We start from the raw sequence: 19,751 nt of genomic DNA on the forward strand, positions 1-19,751 counted from the left end.
AATGGCACATCCTAAGAGAAAAATATCTAAAACTAGGAGAGATAAAAGAAGAACACATTATAAAGCTTCTATGCCTCAGGTAGCTGTAGATCCAACAACTGGAGAAGCTCACTTATACCACAGAGCTCACTGGCATGAAGGAAAATTATACTACAGAGGTCAAGTAGTATTAGATTCTAGCGCAGCGGAAGCATAATTTGTGTAAAAAAATACGCAAAAACCCTCTTTTTAGAGGGTTTTTTTATGTTTTTAACCAAAAAATGGTCATTTTCGATTATTTTATTGAAAAAACCTAAAATAATTTTTAGTACATTAGTCACCTAGTTATAGAGAGGGTAACAAACAACTAAAATCTTTCTTCTAATTACGTTATAACTATGACAAAAAGAACTGCAGCTATTACAGCAGTTGGGAAATATGTTCCCGATTATATTCTAACAAACAAAGAGTTAGAAACCCTTGTAGACACCAACGATGAGTGGATTACTACAAGAACTGGGATTAAGGAACGAAGAATTCTTAAAGAACCTAATCAAGGTACGTCATTTATGGCAGTAAAAGCTGCTCAAGACTTACTTACCAAAGCAAATTTAGATCCAAAAGACATAGATATGGTTATCGTAGCAACTGCTACACCTGACCTTCCTGTAGCTGCAACAGCAGTATATACAGCCACAGAAATTGGAGCAACCAACGCATTTGCATATGATTTGCAGGCAGCATGCTCTAGCTTCTTATACGGTATGTCTACAGCTGCATCATACGTAGAATCTGGAAAATACAAAAAGGTATTACTTATTGGAGCCGATAAGATGTCTTCTATTATAGATTATACAGACAGAGCTACGTGTATCATTTTTGGTGACGGAGCTGGGGCTGTGTTATTTGAACCTAATGATGAAAACTTAGGATTACAAGACGAATATCTAAGAAGTGATGGAATTGGTAGAGAGTTCTTAAAGATTGATGCTGGAGGATCTATATTACCACCATCAGAAGAAACGGTTAAAAATAGGCAGCATTTTGTTCAACAAGAAGGAAGAACTGTATTTAAGTTTGCTGTTTCTAATATGGCTGATGTTGCAGAAAAAATGTTAACCAGAAATAATATCTCAAAAGAAGAAGTAAACTGGTTGGTTCCTCATCAAGCTAATAAAAGAATTATTGAAGCTACAGCCAATAGAATAGAATTGGATGCAGATAAAGTGATGATGAATATCCATAGGTATGGTAACACAACATCAGCAACTTTACCTTTATTACTAGCTGACTATGAAAAAGAACTTAAAAAAGGAGATAATTTAATATTTGCTGCATTTGGAGGTGGCTTCACTTGGGGAGCTATTTATCTTAAATGGGCTTATAATTCATAGAAAACTAAAACAAAAACTAATATTATAATGGACATCAAAGAAATTCAAAGTCTTATCAAATTTGTAGCTAAGTCAGGCGCAAGTGAAGTAAAGCTAGAAATGGAAGACGTTAAGATTACGATCAAAACGGGTTCATCTAAAACCGAGACTACTATTGTGCAAGCAGCTCCAGTTGCTTCAGTTCCTCAAGCTATGCCAGCTCCTGCTCCAGTAGCAGCTGCCCCTGCTTCAGCTCCTGCAGAAACTGCTTCAAATGATGCCGCAGAAGACACATCAAAATATATTACTATCAAGTCTCCAATTATTGGTACTTTTTACAGAAAACCGTCTCCAGACAAACCTAACTTCGTAGAAGTAGGAAGCGAGATTAAAACTGGAGATACTGTATGTATTATTGAAGCTATGAAGCTTTTTAATGAAATAGAATCTGAAGTTTCAGGTAAGATTGTTAAAATTCTTGCTGATGACTCTTCTCCTGTTGAGTTTGATCAACCTTTATTCTTAGTAGACCCTTCATAATTTTCTAACTTAATAGTTATCCTATTATGTTAGAATAAAACGTAACAAGTATGTTTAAAAAGATATTGATTGCCAATAGAGGGGAAATTGCTCTGAGAGTAATTAGAACCTGTAAAGAGATGGGAATTAAAACAGTTGCAGTGTACTCAACTGCTGATGCAGAAAGCTTACACGTTAAGTTTGCAGACGAAGCTGTTTGTATTGGTCCTGCACCAAGTAGTGATTCTTACTTAAAGATGTCAAATATTATTGCAGCAGCTGAAATTACAAATGCTGATGCAATTCACCCTGGATACGGGTTTCTCTCTGAAAATGCTAAGTTTTCTAAACTATGTGAAGAACATGAAATCAAGTTCATTGGAGCAACTGCTGAAATGATTGACAAAATGGGAGACAAAGCTTCTGCTAAATCAACAATGATTGCTGCAGGCGTGCCTTGTATTCCTGGCTCGGAAGGAATTATTGCTGATTTTGAAGAATGTGAAAAACTAGCTGATGAAGCTGGATACCCTGTAATGCTAAAAGCAACAGCTGGTGGTGGTGGAAAAGGAATGCGTGCTGTGTGGAAAAAAGAAGACTTGAGAGATGCTTGGGATTCTGCACGTATGGAATCAAAAGCGGCTTTTGGTAATGACGGAATGTATTTAGAAAAATTAATTGAAGAGCCTAGACATATTGAAATTCAAATTGTAGGAGATTCATTTGGTAAAGCATGTCATTTATCTGAAAGAGATTGTTCTGTTCAAAGACGTCACCAAAAGTTAACAGAAGAAACTCCTTCTCCTTTTATGACTGATGAGCTAAGAGAAAAAATGGGAGAAGCCGCTGTAAATGCTGCCGAATATATTAAATATGAGGGAGCTGGAACTGTAGAGTTTTTGGTAGACAAGCATAGAAACTTCTATTTTATGGAAATGAATACGCGTATTCAAGTTGAACACCCTATTACTGAAGAGGTAGTAAATTACGACTTGATTAGAGAGCAAATTTTAGTTGCTGCTGGTGTTCCTGTTTCTGGAAAAAATTACTATCCAAATTTACATTCTATAGAATGTAGAATTAATGCAGAAGATCCTTATAACGGATTTAGACCTTCTCCAGGAAAGATTACTACTTTTCATGCACCGGGTGGTCACGGAATTAGACTAGACACGCATGTATATTCTGGGTATATGATTCCGCCAAATTACGATTCAATGATTGCTAAGCTGATTGTAACTGCTCAAACCAGAGAAGAAGCTATTAATAAAATGAAGAGAGCATTAGATGAGTTTGTAATTGAAGGTGTAAAGACTACTATACCTTTCCACAGGCAATTAATGGACCATCCAGACTATATTGCTGGTAATTACACAACAAAATTCATGGAAGGTTTCGAAATGGAAGCTTAATGAGTGTTTCTACTTATATTAAATAATTAAAAGAAAGGGTATTTGTTTATATCCTTTCTTTTTTTATATTTGGTACCTTACAATCATTAATTAACTAAACTAAATATTTATGTCTGGGGGGATCAAAATAGATGGTATTGATAAAATTATTATCAAACGACTTGTAGAAGATGCAAGAACACCCGTTTTAGGAATTGCAAGAGAAGTAGGAATCTCTAGCGCGGCAATTCATCAAAGATTAAGAAAATTAGAAGATTCGGAGCTAATGGTTGGCTCAAGATTAATTCTCAACCCTAAAGCTTTAGGCTATACCACTACAGCTTTTGTTGGAATATTCTTAGAATCAGCCAGCATGTATTCTTCTGCTATTAAAAAACTACGTGACATTCCTGAAGTTGTTGAATGTCATTATACAACAGGAAATTGGTCTATTTTTATTAAAATTCTATGTAAAAATAATGAGGATTTAATGTATTTGCTCAATCATGATATTCAAAGAATCAAAGGAGTGGCAAGGACAGAAACTTTCGTCTCACTAGACCAACAGATTAATAGACAAATTAAGATATAAAAAAAAGCCTTCAAAAATTTTGAAGGCTTTTTTAGTACAGAAGGCGGGACTTGAACCCGCACGGACATTACTGTCCATTGGATTTTAAGTCCAACGTGTCTACCAATTCCACCACTTCTGCTTGGACTTATCTTTTAAGAATAGAGCGAAAGACGGGATTTGAACCCGCGACCCTCACCTTGGCAAGGTGATGCTCTACCCCTGAGCTACTTTCGCGTAGTCTTTGTAAAAGAACGTGCATTACTATCAATGCGGGTGCAAATTTAAAACAAAAAAAGAAACTACAAAGACTTTTAAAAAATATTTTACTCAAAATACTGCTTAATATCTTAGAAAAGCCATGGCTTTTTAATTATTATGAAATATCTTTGCACTCGATTTTAATCTAATGAACTCAATAGCAGCCATCGACACGAAAAGTTCTTTATTAAAAGTAATTTCAGACCTCAAACAACTTACCAAAGTTGGATTGTCTTTAAGTGTTGTTTTTTCGTCAATTGCAGGATATCTTTTAGCAGTTGAAACTGTTCATTATCAAACTTTATTTTTATTAAGTATTGGTGGATTTTTAATGGTTGCAGCATCTAATACTTTTAATCAAGTTATAGAGAAAGATACAGATGCTTTAATGAAAAGAACCATGAATAGACCTCTCCCTACAGGTAGAGTATCTGTTCCTGTCGCATTAGCTATTGCTATTCTATTTACAATAGCTGGAATAGCAATTCTTTACAGCATTAATGCTAAAAGCGCTCTTTTCGGAGCAATTTCAATTTTCTTATACACTTGTGCTTATACTCCTTTAAAAGCTGTAACTCCGTTAGCCGTTTTTGTTGGCGCATTTCCCGGAGCTATACCTTTTATGTTAGGATGGGTTGCAGCTACGGGTGAATTTGGAATTGAGGCCGGATTTCTATTCATGATTCAGTTTTTTTGGCAATTTCCTCATTTCTGGGCTATAGGATGGCTTCAGTTTGAAGAATATAAAAAAGCAGGATTTAACATGCTGCCGATGAATCAGAAAGATGAAAGTGCTACAAGGCAAATTATTTTTTATACAGCGATAATGATTTTAGTTTCTATATCTCCTGTGTTAAAAATGACTGGTGACTTTTATATTTATCCTATTACAGCAATTATTGTTGCTTTTTTAGGAGGAATAATGCTTTTTTACGGAATAAAGTTGCATAAAAAACAAACGAATATTGTAGCTAGGAAACTAATGCTTTCTAGTGTTTTATACATTACAGTAGTTCAAATTGTATATGTAGTTGATAAATTTTTACATTAAATATGGAAAAAGAAGTTTTACAAGAAGAGCTAAAAGTTGCTAGAAAAAAGTCGGCTAAACCCATGTTATGGGTTTCAATGATTAGCATGGTGATGTTTTTCGCTGGGCTTACAAGTGCTTACGTTATTAGCATGAAAAGAGACGATTGGGTAACTTTTGACCTTCCTAATGCTTTTTATATTAGTACCGTTCTAATTTTAGTAAGTAGTCTCACTATCTTTTTGTCTCAAAGATTCTTAAAAAAAGGGAACAGACCTCTTTCTTTAGCGCTTTTGGTTACAACCCTAATATTAGGAATTGCTTTTGTTTGGTACCAGTATATAGGTTTCAATGAACTAAAAGCCGCTGGATTGTATTTTACTGGACCAACAAGTACAGTATCAACATCTTTCCTAATTGGAATCACTTTAATGCACGTTTTACACTTAGCAGCAGGTATCATAGTACTATTTGTTGTTATTTATAACCATTTTAAAAACAAGTACAAACCAAATGATTTACTGGGGTTTGAACTAGGTTCAATCTTCTGGCATTTCGTAGATCTTTTGTGGATTTGTTTATTTTTCTTTTTCTATTTCATTAGATGATGAAAATTGATTAATTTTGGCCAACTATTTAAAGAATTTTTAACATAAAATTTATGGAAGCAAACATTGCTGTATCTTCAGAGAAAAAGTCAACTTGGGGTGGCGGTGGAGTAAGACCGTTTGGAGCAAGTTATGGAAAAATGATGATGTGGTTCTTTATCGTATCTGATGCATTAACTTTCTCAGGTTTCTTAGCAGCTTATGGATTAACACGTTTTAAGTTTATTGATTCATGGCCAATTGCCGATGAAGTGTTTACACACATTCCTTTCATTCATGGTGAATTCCCAATGTATTACGTTGCTTTCATGACATTCATCTTAATTTTTTCTTCTGTAACCATGGTTCTTGCAGTAGATGCGGGTCATAACATGAACAAGAAAAAAGTTACTTGGTATATGTTTGCTACTATCATTGGAGGTTTGATCTTTGTTGGGTCTCAAGCGTGGGAGTGGAATACTTTTATCAAAGGTTCTTATGGAGCCGTTAAAACTACAGATGGTAAAATTCTTCAATTTGTCAATAATGAAGGAAAACAAATTGCCTTGTCCGACTTTGTTGTAGGTGAAAGAGGAGATCATTTAGTAGAGCATTCAAACAAAAACGGTTTATGGTTTGAGAGTGGAGAAACAGTTTCACAATATTCTATTCCACAAATCATCAATTCATACAATGCAAATTCTGAAATTCAAGTAAGAATTGAAAAGATCGATCTAGAAACGAAGAAGAAAATTATTCTTTCTAGAGAAGACGGAGCTGCTGAATTAGCGAAAACAAAATTAATAGTAGAAGGAGCAAACCTAGAAGTAAATGAGTATGGAAATACCATTTTTGCAGACTTCTTCTTCTTTATTACTGGATTCCACGGATTCCACGTATTCTCAGGAATTGTAATTAATATTATTATTTTCTTTAATGTTATCTTAGGAACATATGAACGAAGAGGGCATTATGAAATGGTAGAAAAAGTAGGATTGTATTGGCACTTTGTAGATTTAGTTTGGGTATTTGTATTTACCTTCTTCTACTTAGTATAAACTCATAAAGAGACAAACAAATGGCACACGGCGCACACGAATCAAATGTGAAAAGAATATGGATAGTATTTGGATTACTATCTATTGTAACTATTATAGAAGTTTGGTTAGGTATTGTAAAACCAGACTCATTACACCTTCATGGTTTGGGAACTAGTTGGTTAAACTGGATCTTTATCATTTTAACTTTGGTAAAAGCATATTATATTACATGGACCTTCATGCATATGGAAGGTGAGAAAACTTGGTTTAGACGTTCTGTAGTTTGGACAGCTATTTTCTTAATCATCTATTTGGTCACCTTACTCCTAATTGAAGGAGGTTATTTATACGATACTTTAGCGCCACTAGTGCGTTGGTAATAAAAATTTTATAAGGTGGTTTTAACCACCTTTTTTTATCCTTTATTATGAAAATAACAAAGAAGCGATTTGTGCTAATTGCACTTTTTATTTTTCCTTTACTCTTCTTCTTGGTATTATCTACAGGAGTAAATAATTTTAAAAAACTCCCTGTATTAACTCAAGAAGTAAAGGATATTCAACAAATAGACAGTCTTTCATCTATTTCGTTTAAAGACCGTGTTAATGTTCTATGTTTTGTAGGTAAAAATATGGATCAAATAAAAGGCGGTGTTTTTAATTTAAATCAAAAAATTTATAAAGAGTTTTACGGACACATAGCCTTTCAAATGATTGCTATTTATCCTAAAGGAAATGAAGTAGATGCTCTTCTCTTACAAGACAAAATAGGAAAATTTACAGATTTAACTAAATGGAATTTTATAGCCATGTCTGAAGAGAATATTCAATCTCTTTTTCAAAGCCTAAAAACAGTAGATGTTTTAGATCAAGATTTATATTCTCATAATGTATATATTATAGATAAAGATTTACGTTTAAGAGGAAGAAATGATGATAAAGATGCCTTAAATGGTCTTTTATACGGCTATAATATGAATTCTGTCGCAGAACTGAACAACAAAATGGAAGACGATATTAAGGTATTGCTATATGAATATAGAGCTGCTTTTAAAAACAAGAGAAAAGCAGATCGCAAAAAAGTTGAGTTATGAGCAAAAAAAATTCATATATCGGAATAGCATTTGTAATCCTAATTTTCGGAATCTATGTAATTCCTAAAGTAGTAGATAGATTCAAAAAGGCTGATTTGTATCGTTTTGAAAAAGTTCCTGATTTCGAATTTACAAATCAAAACGGTGAGATCATCAACAATAAATCTTATGAAGACAAGGTATATGTTGTTGAATTCTTTTTTACTACTTGTCCTACAATTTGTCCAATAATGAATCAAAAAATGCTTACGATTCAGAATGAATTTTTCGGGAATCCAGATTTTGGAATTGCTTCAATCTCTATTACTCCAGATATTGATACTCCGAAAGTACTAAAAGAATATGCAAAAGCTTATGGAATTAATCATAAGCATTGGCATCTTCTAACTGGAAAATCTGAAGATGTTGTTTATGCATTATCTAACAAAGGATTTCAATTGTATGCAGGAAAAGATAATGATGTAGAACATGGTGGATTTGAACACTCAGGATTATTTGCTCTCATAGATAAAGATGGATACATAAGATCAAGAAAAGACGAACAAGGGAATCCTATAAAATACTATAGAGCTTTAAAAGAAGGTGATTTTCCCGATCAAATTCAAGAATTAAAAGAAGACATTAAGTTATTATTAAATGAGTAAAGAAGTACAAGAAAAAAAATACAAAAGAATTATTACAATCTTATCTGTAGTAATTCCATTGGCTGTTGCTGCTCTATTTGGGATTAAATTAGACGTAGAACCTTTGAGTTTTTTACCTCCTATTTATGCTACTATTAATGGTATTACAGCTGTCTTATTAATATTTGCTGTAATAGCTATTAAAAAAGGAAACAGAAAAACCCATGAGCGTTTAAACACTTTGGCAATTATCTGTTCTGTATTGTTTTTAGTTATGTATGTAGCTTATCACATGACATCTGATTCAACTACATATGGTGGAGAAGGAATTATAAAGTATGTCTATTACTTTATCTTAATTACTCATATTTTACTATCTATTGTTGTAATACCTTTTGTTTTACTAACATTAATGAGAGCAAAGTTAGAAGAGTTTCCAAAGCATAAAAAAATCGCAAAAATCACATTTCCTTTGTGGTTATATGTAGCAGTAACTGGTGTAATTGTATACTTAATGATTTCTCCTTACTATGTATAAAAAACTTAAAATAGCCTTATTCATTTCAATACTTTTTTCTGTATCATCAGTAAAAGCACAATGCGCTATGTGTAAAGCTGTTGTAGAAAATGGAGAAGTTACTATGGCAGAAGGCATTAACTCAGGGATTACATATTTAATGGTCTTTCCTTACATTTTAATTGGTGTTTTATTTTACTTTCTTTATAGATATAAAAAGTCTGCTAAAAATTAACATTTCAATAAGAGCCAGATATTGTAACATATTCTAATTTTGGTCGTCTTATGTAAGGTGTTGAAAACTATTTTAACACATATAACATATAATATCATTAGTATTACGACAAGAATCTAACCAACATGAAAACAAAGTTTTTACTACTTGTATCACTCTTTTTTGTCTCTTTAGGCTTTTCTCAAAAGAAATGGACATTGAAAGAATGCGTAGATCACGCACTAGAAAATAATATCACTATACAACAAAACTTATTAAACGTTGAGCTTGCTGAGCTTAATGTTAAATCTACAAAAGGCAATTTCCTTCCTAACTTAAATGGTTCAACTGGCGGAAATTTATCTTTTGGGTCTAGTTTTGATCCTGTATCTCAAAACAGAGTTTCTAACACTCTTTTTGGAGGTTCTATTGGAGTGAGTTCTGGAGTAACCATCTTTAATGGATACCAAAATCTAAATACATACAAACAAGCGCAACTTGGAGTTGAAAGAAGTAAACTTACTTTAGATAAAATTCAAAACGATATTTCTTTATTTGTTGTTAACGGCTATCTTAATGTGTTATTTGCAAAAGAGAATTTAAACGTTGCTAGAGTACAAGCCGAAATTAGCAAGAAGCAAGTTGAAGCTGCAAAAGATAGGTTTGAAGCCGGAGTAATTCCTAAAGGAGATTTACTAAATGTTGAATCTACCGCTGCTAATGATCAGCAAAATTTAGTAACAAGAGAAAACACTTTAACAATTGCCTTATTAAACTTATCTCAACTTTTACAAGTACCTTCTGAAGGGTTTGATGTTGCTGATATTAATGTAGGGGCTCCTGCTGGAATTCTTTTATATGATAGTGCTGATGTGGTTTTTCAAAAAGCATTAACCAATCAGCCACAGATAAAAAATGCAGAATTAGGAATTAAAAATGCTGATTACAATATAGAAATTGCCAAGGGTAGATTTTTACCGTCACTTTCTGCTTCTTTAAGCTTAAGTACCAACTATGGTTTTGATCTTGACCTTCCAGCTGGTTTTAGAAATACTAAGCTTTTAACTCAGTTAGACAACAACTTAGGATATGGTGTTGGATTTAACTTAAGCATTCCTATTTTCAATAGAAATCAAACAAAAATAAATGTTGATCGTCAGTTTGTAAACAAAGAAATCAGCAAAGTTTCTTTAGACAATGAAAAACTACAACTGCAACAAACAATTGAGCAAGCTTTTGTTGATGCTAAGGCTGCAGTAAAAGCATATGAGGCAGCTAAAATCTCTTTAGATTCTCAAAAAGAAGCTTTTAAGAATGCCCAAGAAAGCTATAATTTAGGAGCAATGACTCTATTTGATTTTGACCTGGTTAGAAATAGATTGGTTAGTGCAGAATCTACATTGATAAGAAGTAAATTTGATTTTGTTTTCAAAACAAAAGTTCTTCAATTCTACTACGGAGAGTTGAACTTAGATTAATCAAATAATCAATATATTAATAAAGGCCTTGGTTTTTTACCAAGGTCTTTTTTTATCAATTATCTTTGCAGCTTTACGATGGCATATATTTTAAACATAGAAACTTCTACCAAAAACTGTTCGGTTAGTATTGCAAATGACGGAGAGTTAATTTGCTTAAAGGAAATTAATACTGGTGGATATTCTCATGCCGAAAAATTGCATCCTTTCATTCATGATTGTTTGTTAGAAAGCAAGCTTGATTTTAGTCAAATTGATGCTGTATGTGTAGGGAAAGGCCCTGGCTCATACACCGGCTTGCGAATTGGAGTTTCTGCTGCTAAAGGCTTTTGTTTTGCAAATGATATTCCTCTTATTGCCATAAATTCTCTTGAAATACTTGCGCACTCTACCGATATAGATAACGGATTTATTGTGCCCTTAATTGATGCTAGAAGAATGGAAGTGTATTCTTCGGTGTTTTCTAATCAAAAAGAAAAAGTACGAGAAACTCAAGCAGAAATTATAGACAATGAATCTTTTAATGAATATCTTGAAAAAGGTGCTGTTTATTTTTTAGGTGATGGTGCTGAAAAGTGTAAAGAAATTATCAATCATAAAAATGCACACTTTATAGATTCTCATTTTCCTTCAGCTAAAAATATGGTTCAGATCTCATATGAAAAGTATAAAAAAAACGACGTTGAAAACGTCGCTTATTTTGAACCTTTTTACCTAAAGGATTTCGTAGCTACTAAACAAAAGAAGTAACGTTAAAGTTTGTTTATATCTCGAATCAACTTCATCGCATCTTTTTCTTTTTTGAGATTGATTTTATTCTTCTTAAAATAGCTCTTTAAATCTATATTTTTTGTTTTAAAAAACTTGAGTATTTGCTTCTTTTTCCTAGGAAGTTCTGAAACCAAACCATCCGAAAATTCTACATAAAAAGAGTCAGGACTTCTAGAAAACCTTGCTGGTTTTGCAGAACTATAACTATCTGAAGCTTTTGTTTCTGGTGTGTATTTTACTTTTTCTTTTACTAAAAAAGACAATTTATCTCCTTTGAATTTTTCTATAAAGTACATCAACTTTCCACTTACATTTTTAATCACATAATTCTTATTGCTCTTCGTAAATAGAACCTTTATCCCAGCGTGTTTATCTAAATAATAGATTTGATCTCCTTTCATAAACTCCATCTCATCTTTATAAGGATTATATCTTAGTAAAGTAGACCCTTCATAGTTGCTAATTTTCGCTAAAGAAAACTTCTCATTTATGTATAGCTTACCAGTAACTGGACCAAGTGAATTATCTGCCGATCTAGAAAAATCAATACTATATTGACTTATTCTGTTGTTTTGAGGGATTTGTGAAAATCCAGCCATTGTTATCATTAAAAATGCAGCTAGAGATAAAATAATTTTTTGTGTTTTCATCATTAAAAAATTTTAGTTCTCGTTTGTGGAGAATTATAAATATACAAATAATAAGCTATCTATCAGATAGTTACAACACAACACATGCTCAAAAAGAATGCCAAGTTGCTTATTTAAGGAAATAAAAAAGCGACATCAATGATGTCGCTTTTTAAATTTAATCTTTGGTAAACCGTTTTTACAACGTAGCGTAATAACTCAAAATTTTACCAATATCTCCTTGATTCTTAATGTTTAATTTATTCTTTTTAACGAATGATTTGATCTTACTTTCTTTATCATTAAAAAGTTTTAAGAATTTTTTCTTGTTTGTAGGAAGCTTAACAGCATTTTTATTATCTAAGCTGATGTAAAGCTTATCCTTGAGTCTTTTAAAAAACGGAGCTACATACGTGTCGTATGTGCTTCTAGGTTTTTCTCCTCCTCTTAAAACAACTTCTTGTTTTAATAACAGTGAAGATTTTTTTCCAGTCTTTACAATTTTGAAGAATTCTGCTCTTTCCTTTTCACCATAAAAAATTTGATACGTTTCTCTGGTTGCCATAAAATAAACTTTATTTCCAAGTCTTTTCTCTAAATATAAAGCCTTAGAATCGTTAATCTTTACAACTACCAAGTCTTTATAAGCATCGTACCTAGCAGTAACAACATCTTTGTATTTGTTTACTTTAGCTGGTGCAAAAACATTATTAACGTAAGGAGAATCTCCCGTAACACTTTCGTAAAATTCTTCAGTTACTTTATTCCCATCTCGAGAATTCTCAGTTGCTAAATTATTTCTAAAAGTTAAACCGCTCCAGCTTGTAAGATCAATACCAACACCTGTAGTTCCACTTCTTGTAAAGTTTCCTTCTTGTGCAGAACCAGTCAGTGAAATTATTCCTATAAGAAGAAAAAATATCCAATTTTTATTTTTCATAATTTATTTTTTAAAGTTAGAAATCACTTCTAATTTACTAAAAATAAATCACTTTTATGATAAAGTGTCAATGTGGTTCATCAACTTAGCAACATCTTCTTCTTTCTTAAAGTTGATTTTATTTTTCTTCAAATATCCTTTAAGATCTATGTTGTGTTTCTTGAAAAATTTGATTGCTTGCTTCTTCTTTTTAGGTAACTCAGCTATTGTTCCATTTTCTAACTGCACATAAAAAGCATCTGTTTTTCTAGAAAATCTAGCTGGTTTAGATGAGCTATAGCTATCTACTGCTGGTGAAGGTGGAGAATACTTTACTCTTTCTTTTACTAAAAAAGCAACATTATTTCCTTTAAAAGCTTCAACGAAGTATTTTAACTCTCCATTTACATTTTTTATTACATAGCTTTTCTTAGCTCTAACAAATTCGATATTGATTCCTTCATGTTTGTCTAAGTAAAAGATTTGATCTTGCTTCATAAACTCCATCTCATCTTTATAAGGATTGTATCTTAAAAGAGTCGCTCCATTATAATTGCTAATTTTTGCTTGAGAAAATTTCTCATCGATGTAAAGTTTACCTGCAACAGTTCCTAGTGAATTATCAGCTGTCCTTGTAAAGTCTATACTATATTGACTTATTCTATTGTTCTGTGGCACTTGCGAAAATCCTGCCATAGTAATCATTAAAAAGGCAGCTAGGGATAAAGTGAATTTCATGATTTAATTAAGTTTTTAAGAGTTTGTTTTAATTTATAATTAGTTCTAAGTTGAATTAGTTTTTAATAAAAAGCATAAGAAGTCTGGTTATCAATTCTTGATTTTGATTGTCAATTTTTAATCAACCAGAATTACGCTATTCACTATAAACAAGAAACTTATAATTTACCCTACCTTATTTTTTAAAAAGATTAAAATTCACTATAAATACTAGAGTATTTTCTACTAATTCTTAATCCTAAATCACAAAAATTTCGGTGTAAATTATTTTGAACGAACGCAAATATAATCGGAACTTCTATAAAAAGAAAAAGTTTAACTTTTTTATAAGAAAATGTTAACGGAAGTTCTTTTTTTGTTTAAAATAATACTGCCAGAAGAGCTAGAATGGCAGGAATTCCTTGTACAAGAAATAAACGGGGTTTTTTTGTAGAGTATGCTCCATAAATTCCCGCCACAATTACAAAGGACAAAAAGATAATACTCATAGTACTATCCTCTAAAATTAGAGAAATAATAAGTCCCGCCGATAGGAAACCATTGTATAAACCTTGATTGGCTGCTAATACTTTAGTGTCTTCAGCGAGTTGTTTATCTCTTATTCCAAAAATCTTTATTGTTTTGGGTCGGGTCCAAAGAAACATTTCTAAGATTAGAAAATAAAAATGTTCAAAGGCCACAAAAGCAATTAGAATAACAGACAAATATTCCATATCAAAAAGAATTAAATTTCTTAAAGGTACTAAAAATGTTAAGCAAATGTTACTCGGAAATTAATAAGCCCTTAAGTAAAATCACTAAACATTGCAATGATGAGCTAACACTTAACGTTTCCTTAAAATTTTTCCAACCATTATTTTAAACTTGGTGTAGATATTTGTAACTAATCTTGTAGGATTAATTAAGTTCAAAAGAATTAGTTTTGTCAACTATTTCATTCTTAAATACTTAATGACTGCCTTTGGCCAAGGCAGTTTTTTATTTTTTAATAATTAAGAAACATTAAGTTAACATTGAGGTTAGTTATTTGCAGCGACAAAACTAATTTTATGAAACTTAAATTGATACTTACTTCTGTAAGTATGTTCTTAGTTCTTAGCTTACATGCTCAAGAAACAAATGCACCTAAATTTGGTAAAGGATTATTTAATCTAGTTGGAAAAGACAGTACTTTTTCGATGAAAATTGGTGCTAGAATGCAATTCTTAACCATCTCTCAATGGAATTCAAACAAAGATGGTCTTTACAATCCTGAAGCCTCATCTTTGGTTCGTAGAGCGCGATTAAAGTTTGATGGATTTGCTTACACACCTAAATTAAAATATAAATTAGAACTTGGACTTTCTAATAGAGATATATCAGGAGCATCTGAGTTTACACATAATTCACCTAGATACATCCTAGATGCTGTTTTAAAATGGAATTTTCACGGAAACTTTGTGTTATGGTTAGGACAGACAAAACTACCTGGAAATAGAGAGCGTGTTATTTCGTCAGGAAACCTTCAGCAAGTAGATCGATCTTTAGTAAACAGTCGTTTTAACATCGATCGTGATATGGGAGTTCAATTAAGACATCACTTTAAACTTTCAGACAAATTTATTGTAAAAGAAATGTTTGCAATCTCTCAAGGAGAAGGAAGAAATGTAACAACTGGAAACTTAGGAGGACATCAATATACTTCTAGAATAGAGTTTTTGCCTTTTGGAAACTTTGCGAGCAAAGGCGATTATAGTGGGAGTGACTTAAAATTTGAAGAGGATGCTAAACTTGCAATTGGAATTACTTATGACCTCAACAATAATGCTGTAAAAAACAGAAGTAATCAAGGGTCTTATATGAGAAATGATGTTGGTTTTTATGAAACTAATATTTCTACATGGTTTATTGATGCTATGTATAAACACAAAGGATTCTCTTTAATGGCAGAATATGCAAGTAGAGATGCAAAAGATCCTTTTGCTAAAAACTCTGATGGAAGCTTAACTGGAGATATTGTTCAAGTTGGAAATGGATTAAACCTTCAAACTGGATATTTGGTAAGTAAAACAGTAGAATTATCAGGACGTTACACCAGTATTCAATTGGATGAGAATATCACTGGAAAAGGAAGTGAAAAACAATATACTTTAGGTTTATCTAAATATATTTTAGGTCATAAATTAAAGATACAATCGGATGTAAGTTACCTCGATGTTGTTGGAAAAGCCAATAATTTAATGGTTCGCTTTCAGGTAGACATCCATTTTTAAAAAATATAATATAACGTAAACATAACATAGACTAACTATAGTGTCTATACCTTTGCAAAACTATTAAAAACTAAGTCATGGGAGATCCGTATATTTTAATGCTTGTCGCTTTAGCTGTTTTAGCTATTGTAGATTTGGTTGTGGGAGTTAGTAACGATGCTGTTAACTTTTTGAACTCAGCCATTGGTTCTAAAGCTATTTCTATTAGAAATATCATGATTATTGCTAGTATTGGTGTGTTCTTTGGAGCAGTCACTTCTAGTGGTATGATGGAAGTAGCTAGAAAAGGGATTTTTAATCCTGGAATGTTCATGTATCAGGACATCATGTTCATATTTATGGCAGTAATGATTACAGATATTTTACTGTTAGATGTCTTCAATACGCTAGGAATGCCTACATCAACTACAGTATCTATTGTATTTGAATTATTAGGAGCTGCTGTTTGTATTACATTAATCAAAATTTACGGCCCTGAAGGATCTCAATCTGTTTCTGATATTTGGAGTTATATCAATCATGAAAAAGCAGCAAAAATTATCTTCGGGATATTACTATCTGTCGTCGTCGCTTTTTCTGTTGGAGCAATCGTTCAGTATTTCTCTAGATTGATTTACTCATTTAACTTTGAAAGAAAATCAATTTTTGTCAACGCATTATTTGGAGGTCTAGCATTATCTGCTCTTACTTATTTTGTGTTTTTGAAAGGAATGAAAGGAACTCCTTATTCTCAAAGTATTGTAGATATTTTATACAGTGGTGGAATTGAAGGTCAACTAGAGTGGATAAATAATTATTTCAATACTAATTATGAAACACTAAAAGAAGCTTTAAAAGCTAAAAAAGACTTCATTAAATTAAACACTGAAACTGGTGAAATCGGAATGTCTTTAAGAGGTTTTCTAGAAATTCATGTACTTAAAATTGTAGCTATAAGTACTGTTATATGGACTCTTATTTCATACTTATTACTAAAATTATTTAAGCTAAATATTTTTGTAATAATTATTGGTTTTGGAACATTTTCTTTAGCGATGGCATTCTCTGGTAATGATTTAGTAAACTTTATTGGTGTGCCTATTGCTGCGTGGAATTCATATGAAGCATGGAGTATTTCTGGAGTTGGGGCTGATGCCTTCTCTATGGAAGTTCTAGCCAAAAAAGTTCCTTCCAATATTTGGTTGTTGTTAATAGCTGGTGCAATTATGGTGATTACTTTATGGACTTCTAGCAAAGCTAAAAGCGTAATTGAAACCGGAATTAATCTTTCTAGACAAGGAGAAGGTCATGAAAAGTTTCAACCAAATCCTTTATCTAGAGTTGTTGTAAGAGCTTCTATGGGAATTAATGCTGGAATCAATTATATAGTTCCTAAAAGAACATTAGACTACATAAACTCTAAGTTTGAAAAACCAGTCATTGAATTACCTAAAGATAAAACTTATGAATTACCAGCATTTGATTTGGTAAGAGCTTCTGTAAATTTAGTTGTTGCTGGTATTTTAATATCTATTGCAACTTCTATGAAGCTTCCTCTTTCTACTACTTATGTAACTTTCATGGTAGCTATGGGTACCTCTTTAGCCGACAGAGCTTGGGGTAGAGAAAGTGCTGTATACAGAGTAGCAGGTGTAATTAATGTTGTTGGAGGTTGGTTCTTAACTGCAATTACAGCATTTATAGCAGCAGCAATTGTTGCATACTTAATAAGCTGGGATATGGTAATGATTCCTATTCTTTTAGCTTTAGTTGCTTTTTTAATTGGACGAAATACGTTACGTCATAGAAAAAAATCTAAAGAAGTTAAAAAACAACAGTATATAGAGAGAGCTGAATTAATTACCATCAATGGAGTAATTGAGGAGAGTTCAGATCATATTGCTGAGGTGGCTCAACGTGTAAACAAACTGTATACAAATGTGGTGAATGATTTAGCAAACCATGATCTAAATAAGCTACGTAAAACTGATAAACATGTTGGTAAACTGAATGACGAAATTGACGGATTAAAAGATGGTGTTTTCTATTTTATTAAATCACTAGATGACACATCTGTTCAGGCAAGTAGATTTTATATTTTAGTTCTTGGATATTTACAAGATATCGCACAATCTATTAGCTATATTTCTAGAGCGAGTTTTAAACATGTAAACAACAATCATAAGAATCTTAAGAAAGGTCAGCTAAAAGACTTAAAAGAAATAGACAACCATTTAACCAATTTATTGGGTCAAATAAGTACTGTTTTTGAAAATAGATCTTTTGATGATTTAGATGAAATATTAAAGGAGAAACAAGAACTCTTAAAGGATGTTTCTGCTTCAATAGAAAAACAAGTTTCAAGAATTAGAACAGATGAAACTAGCCCTAAGAATACTACATTATATTTTAGTATTTTGTTAGAGACTCAGGATTTAATTTCTGCATTGATGAGTCTTCTACAAACTTATGAAGAGTTTCATTTATCTACTAAAGAATAAAAGAATATTCATTCAATAAAAAAAGCCTTAGAAAAATTCTAAGGCTTTTTTTATTGAATAGGTATAAGAAAGATTATAACTCTAATGCTTTCTTTACATTGTTATCCATTAGTAGTTCTACTGGGTTTTCTAATGCTTCTTTTACAGCAACTAAGAACCCTACAGATTCACGACCGTCAATTATTCTATGATCGTAAGATAATGCTACATACATAATAGGTTGAATAACTACTTCTCCATCAACAGCCATAGGTCTGTTAACAATGTTATGCATTCCTAAAATTGCACTTTGAGGTGGGTTGATTATTGGCGTAGACAACATCGATCCAAAAACTCCACCATTCGTAATAGTAAAAGTTCCTCCAGTCATTTCATCAACAGTAATTTGTCCGTCTCTAGCTCTAATTGCCAAACGTTTCACTTCACTTTCAACTCCTCTAAAAGTTAAATCTTCTGCATTTCTAATTACAGGAACCATTAATCCTTTTGGTCCTGAAACTGCAATAGAAATATCCTGAAAATCATAACTTACTTTAAAATCTCCATCTATCATTGAGTTTACATCTGGATACATTTGTAAAGCCCTTACACACGCTTTTGTAAAGAAGCTCATGAATCCTAATCCAACTCCGTGTTTTGTTTTAAACTCTTCTTTATATTGAGTTCTTAAGTCAAAGATTGGTTGCATATTCACTTCGTTAAAAGTGGTTAGCATTGCTGTTTCATTCTTTACAGATACCAAACGTTGAGCTACCTTTCTTCTTAACATAGAAAGTTTCTTTCTGTCTCCAGACCTGTTAGCTCCTTCTGGTGCAGTTCCCATACTTGGAACGGCTTTTACAGCATCTTCTTTAGTAACTCTACCATCTTTTCCTGTGCCTTTTATAGAAGAAGCTGTTATTCCTTTTTCAGCTAAAATCTTTTTAGCAGCTGGAGAAGCAGTTCCTGTTGCATAAGTTTCTTTAGAAACTTCTTGCTTAGGAGCTTCAACTTTTGGAGCCTCTTTTTCTTCTTTTACTGAAGTTGATGAACCTTCTGGTTTTGCAGCGTCCATATCTATTAAGCACACTACTGCACCAACTTCTACAGCATCTCCTTCTTCTGCCTTTAATGTAATAACTCCACTTTCTTCAGCAGGAAGTTCAAGTGTTGCTTTGTCAGAATCTACTTCAGCAATTGGTTGGTCTTTTTCTACATAATCTCCGTCTTCAACTAACCAAGTTGCAATTTCTACTTCTGTTATAGATTCCCCCGGTGAAGGAACCTTCATTTCTAAAACCATGTTA

Annotated in this window: 22 protein-coding genes and 2 tRNA genes; 17 read left to right on the forward strand and 7 right to left on the reverse strand. The window is 32.2% G+C overall.

Annotated features, from left to right (window positions below; all coding sequences use genetic code 11):
• Position 1: 1 nt before the first annotated feature.
• From rpmF to AAON49_RS06295, 5 genes are all read left to right on the forward strand, one after another.
• On the forward strand, positions 2-196 hold the full coding sequence (rpmF, locus tag AAON49_RS06275; protein ID WP_349553446.1) for a 50S ribosomal protein L32: 195 nt from the start codon (positions 2-4) through the stop codon (positions 194-196).
• 181 nt (positions 197-377) lie between these two features.
• Entirely contained in the window at positions 378-1,373 is a 996-nt protein-coding gene (locus AAON49_RS06280; RefSeq protein WP_349553447.1) for a beta-ketoacyl-ACP synthase III, read from the forward strand.
• A 27-nt stretch (positions 1,374-1,400) separates the two neighbouring features.
• On the forward strand, positions 1,401-1,892 hold the full coding sequence (gene accB, locus AAON49_RS06285; protein WP_349553449.1) for an acetyl-CoA carboxylase biotin carboxyl carrier protein: 492 nt from the start codon (positions 1,401-1,403) through the stop codon (positions 1,890-1,892).
• A 50-nt stretch (positions 1,893-1,942) separates the two neighbouring features.
• Positions 1,943-3,283, forward strand: a complete 1,341-nt coding sequence (accC, locus tag AAON49_RS06290; RefSeq protein ID WP_349553450.1) for an acetyl-CoA carboxylase biotin carboxylase subunit — start codon at positions 1,943-1,945, stop codon at positions 3,281-3,283.
• Positions 3,284-3,392: 109 nt separating this feature from the next.
• The gene (locus tag AAON49_RS06295) at positions 3,393-3,854 is read left to right on the forward strand and encodes an Lrp/AsnC ligand binding domain-containing protein (protein ID WP_349553451.1); all 462 of its coding nucleotides are present in this window, start codon (positions 3,393-3,395) and stop codon (positions 3,852-3,854) included.
• Positions 3,855-3,889: 35 nt separating this feature from the next.
• Here AAON49_RS06295 and AAON49_RS06300 read toward each other — a convergent pair.
• Positions 3,890-3,975: transfer RNA gene (locus AAON49_RS06300), tRNA-Leu, on the reverse strand.
• 23 nt (positions 3,976-3,998) lie between these two features.
• Positions 3,999-4,070 (reverse strand) — tRNA-Gly (locus tag AAON49_RS06305).
• A gap of 172 nt (positions 4,071-4,242) precedes the next feature.
• On the opposite strand from AAON49_RS06305, the gene cyoE reads away from it, so the two are divergent.
• The 10 genes from cyoE (at position 4,243) to tsaB (ending at position 11,426) form a co-directional block, all read left to right on the forward strand.
• The gene (gene cyoE / locus AAON49_RS06310; protein WP_349553452.1) at positions 4,243-5,145 is read left to right on the forward strand and encodes a heme o synthase; all 903 of its coding nucleotides are present in this window, start codon (positions 4,243-4,245) and stop codon (positions 5,143-5,145) included.
• Positions 5,146-5,147: 2 nt separating this feature from the next.
• On the forward strand, positions 5,148-5,732 hold the full coding sequence (locus tag AAON49_RS06315) for a cytochrome c oxidase subunit 3 (protein ID WP_349553453.1): 585 nt from the start codon (positions 5,148-5,150) through the stop codon (positions 5,730-5,732).
• A 53-nt stretch (positions 5,733-5,785) separates the two neighbouring features.
• Positions 5,786-6,769, forward strand: coding sequence for a cytochrome c oxidase subunit 3 (locus AAON49_RS06320; protein WP_349553455.1), 984 nt, complete (start codon positions 5,786-5,788; stop codon positions 6,767-6,769).
• A gap of 20 nt (positions 6,770-6,789) precedes the next feature.
• Complete coding sequence (locus tag AAON49_RS06325; protein ID WP_349553456.1) at positions 6,790-7,131, forward strand: cytochrome C oxidase subunit IV family protein; 342 nt, start codon at positions 6,790-6,792, stop codon at positions 7,129-7,131.
• A gap of 47 nt (positions 7,132-7,178) precedes the next feature.
• Positions 7,179-7,844, forward strand: a complete 666-nt coding sequence (locus tag AAON49_RS06330) for a hypothetical protein (RefSeq protein ID WP_349553458.1) — start codon at positions 7,179-7,181, stop codon at positions 7,842-7,844.
• A complete protein-coding gene (locus AAON49_RS06335) occupies positions 7,841-8,488 on the forward strand; it encodes an SCO family protein (protein ID WP_349553460.1) in 648 nt (215 codons plus the stop codon). Before AAON49_RS06330 ends, AAON49_RS06335 begins: the two co-directional genes overlap by 4 nt.
• Positions 8,481-9,005, forward strand: a complete 525-nt coding sequence (locus AAON49_RS06340; protein ID WP_349553461.1) for a DUF420 domain-containing protein — start codon at positions 8,481-8,483, stop codon at positions 9,003-9,005. The genes AAON49_RS06335 and AAON49_RS06340 overlap by 8 nt, the downstream gene beginning before the upstream one ends.
• Positions 8,998-9,219: a CAMCR motif-containing small membrane protein gene (locus tag AAON49_RS06345; protein ID WP_349553462.1), complete on the forward strand. Its 222-nt coding sequence runs from the start codon at positions 8,998-9,000 to the stop codon at positions 9,217-9,219. Before AAON49_RS06340 ends, AAON49_RS06345 begins: the two co-directional genes overlap by 8 nt.
• A gap of 125 nt (positions 9,220-9,344) precedes the next feature.
• Positions 9,345-10,676, forward strand: a complete 1,332-nt coding sequence (locus AAON49_RS06350; protein WP_349553463.1) for a TolC family protein — start codon at positions 9,345-9,347, stop codon at positions 10,674-10,676.
• A gap of 78 nt (positions 10,677-10,754) precedes the next feature.
• Positions 10,755-11,426, forward strand: coding sequence for a tRNA (adenosine(37)-N6)-threonylcarbamoyltransferase complex dimerization subunit type 1 TsaB (gene tsaB / locus AAON49_RS06355; RefSeq protein ID WP_349553464.1), 672 nt, complete (start codon positions 10,755-10,757; stop codon positions 11,424-11,426).
• A gap of 2 nt (positions 11,427-11,428) precedes the next feature.
• Here tsaB and AAON49_RS06360 read toward each other — a convergent pair whose 3' ends face one another.
• From AAON49_RS06360 to AAON49_RS06375, 4 genes are all read right to left on the reverse strand, one after another.
• Positions 11,429-12,097 (reverse strand): hypothetical protein, encoded by a 669-nt coding sequence (locus AAON49_RS06360; RefSeq protein ID WP_349553465.1) that lies wholly within the window; start codon positions 12,095-12,097, stop codon positions 11,429-11,431.
• 178 nt (positions 12,098-12,275) lie between these two features.
• Entirely contained in the window at positions 12,276-13,016 is a 741-nt protein-coding gene (locus tag AAON49_RS06365; RefSeq protein WP_349553466.1) for a hypothetical protein, read from the reverse strand.
• Positions 13,017-13,070: 54 nt separating this feature from the next.
• On the reverse strand, positions 13,071-13,733 hold the full coding sequence (locus AAON49_RS06370; RefSeq protein ID WP_349553467.1) for a hypothetical protein: 663 nt from the start codon (positions 13,731-13,733) through the stop codon (positions 13,071-13,073).
• Between the two features lie 359 nt (positions 13,734-14,092).
• Entirely contained in the window at positions 14,093-14,446 is a 354-nt protein-coding gene (locus AAON49_RS06375) for a DUF1304 domain-containing protein (RefSeq protein ID WP_349553468.1), read from the reverse strand.
• A gap of 336 nt (positions 14,447-14,782) precedes the next feature.
• Between AAON49_RS06375 and AAON49_RS06380 the strand changes: the two genes are divergently transcribed.
• Both AAON49_RS06380 and AAON49_RS06385 read left to right on the forward strand, forming a co-directional pair.
• Positions 14,783-15,985, forward strand: a complete 1,203-nt coding sequence (locus tag AAON49_RS06380) for a porin (RefSeq protein WP_349553469.1) — start codon at positions 14,783-14,785, stop codon at positions 15,983-15,985.
• Between the two features lie 77 nt (positions 15,986-16,062).
• Positions 16,063-18,465, forward strand: coding sequence for an inorganic phosphate transporter (locus AAON49_RS06385; RefSeq protein ID WP_349553470.1), 2,403 nt, complete (start codon positions 16,063-16,065; stop codon positions 18,463-18,465).
• 73 nt (positions 18,466-18,538) lie between these two features.
• On the opposite strand, the gene odhB is transcribed toward AAON49_RS06385, so the two are convergent.
• The gene (gene odhB, locus AAON49_RS06390) at positions 18,539-19,747 is read right to left on the reverse strand and encodes a 2-oxoglutarate dehydrogenase complex dihydrolipoyllysine-residue succinyltransferase (RefSeq protein ID WP_349553472.1); all 1,209 of its coding nucleotides are present in this window, start codon (positions 19,745-19,747) and stop codon (positions 18,539-18,541) included.
• Positions 19,748-19,751: the final 4 nt, after the last annotated feature.

The sequence above is a fragment of the Pseudotenacibaculum sp. MALMAid0570 genome (assembly GCF_040151415.1).
GTDB lineage: Bacteria > Bacteroidota > Bacteroidia > Flavobacteriales > Flavobacteriaceae > Polaribacter.

Excerpts from the sequence above, each read along its gene's own strand:
- AAON49_RS06350 (WP_349553463.1), top strand. The coding sequence starts at position 9,345 with ATGAAAACAAAGTTTTTACTACTTGTATCACTCTTTTTTGTCTCTTTA.
- AAON49_RS06345 (WP_349553462.1), top strand. The coding sequence starts at position 8,998 with ATGTATAAAAAACTTAAAATAGCCTTATTCATTTCAATACTTTTTTCT.
- AAON49_RS06325 (WP_349553456.1), top strand. The coding sequence starts at position 6,790 with ATGGCACACGGCGCACACGAATCAAATGTGAAAAGAATATGGATAGTA.
- accC (WP_349553450.1), top strand. The coding sequence starts at position 1,943 with ATGTTTAAAAAGATATTGATTGCCAATAGAGGGGAAATTGCTCTGAGA.
- AAON49_RS06335 (WP_349553460.1), top strand. The coding sequence starts at position 7,841 with ATGAGCAAAAAAAATTCATATATCGGAATAGCATTTGTAATCCTAATT.
- AAON49_RS06320 (WP_349553455.1), top strand. The coding sequence starts at position 5,786 with ATGGAAGCAAACATTGCTGTATCTTCAGAGAAAAAGTCAACTTGGGGT.
- AAON49_RS06365 (WP_349553466.1), bottom strand. The coding sequence starts at position 13,016 with ATGAAAAATAAAAATTGGATATTTTTTCTTCTTATAGGAATAATTTCA.
- AAON49_RS06340 (WP_349553461.1), top strand. The coding sequence starts at position 8,481 with ATGAGTAAAGAAGTACAAGAAAAAAAATACAAAAGAATTATTACAATC.
- tsaB (WP_349553464.1), top strand. The coding sequence starts at position 10,755 with ATGGCATATATTTTAAACATAGAAACTTCTACCAAAAACTGTTCGGTT.
- odhB (WP_349553472.1), bottom strand. The coding sequence starts at position 19,747 with ATGGTTTTAGAAATGAAGGTTCCTTCACCGGGGGAATCTATAACAGAA.
- cyoE (WP_349553452.1), top strand. The coding sequence starts at position 4,243 with ATGAACTCAATAGCAGCCATCGACACGAAAAGTTCTTTATTAAAAGTA.
- AAON49_RS06360 (WP_349553465.1), bottom strand. The coding sequence starts at position 12,097 with ATGAAAACACAAAAAATTATTTTATCTCTAGCTGCATTTTTAATGATA.
- AAON49_RS06385 (WP_349553470.1), top strand. The coding sequence starts at position 16,063 with ATGGGAGATCCGTATATTTTAATGCTTGTCGCTTTAGCTGTTTTAGCT.
- AAON49_RS06295 (WP_349553451.1), top strand. The coding sequence starts at position 3,393 with ATGTCTGGGGGGATCAAAATAGATGGTATTGATAAAATTATTATCAAA.
- AAON49_RS06330 (WP_349553458.1), top strand. The coding sequence starts at position 7,179 with ATGAAAATAACAAAGAAGCGATTTGTGCTAATTGCACTTTTTATTTTT.
- AAON49_RS06370 (WP_349553467.1), bottom strand. The coding sequence starts at position 13,733 with ATGAAATTCACTTTATCCCTAGCTGCCTTTTTAATGATTACTATGGCA.
- AAON49_RS06380 (WP_349553469.1), top strand. The coding sequence starts at position 14,783 with ATGAAACTTAAATTGATACTTACTTCTGTAAGTATGTTCTTAGTTCTT.
- accB (WP_349553449.1), top strand. The coding sequence starts at position 1,401 with ATGGACATCAAAGAAATTCAAAGTCTTATCAAATTTGTAGCTAAGTCA.
- AAON49_RS06375 (WP_349553468.1), bottom strand. The coding sequence starts at position 14,446 with ATGGAATATTTGTCTGTTATTCTAATTGCTTTTGTGGCCTTTGAACAT.
- AAON49_RS06280 (WP_349553447.1), top strand. The coding sequence starts at position 378 with ATGACAAAAAGAACTGCAGCTATTACAGCAGTTGGGAAATATGTTCCC.
- AAON49_RS06315 (WP_349553453.1), top strand. The coding sequence starts at position 5,148 with ATGGAAAAAGAAGTTTTACAAGAAGAGCTAAAAGTTGCTAGAAAAAAG.
- rpmF (WP_349553446.1), top strand. The coding sequence starts at position 2 with ATGGCACATCCTAAGAGAAAAATATCTAAAACTAGGAGAGATAAAAGA.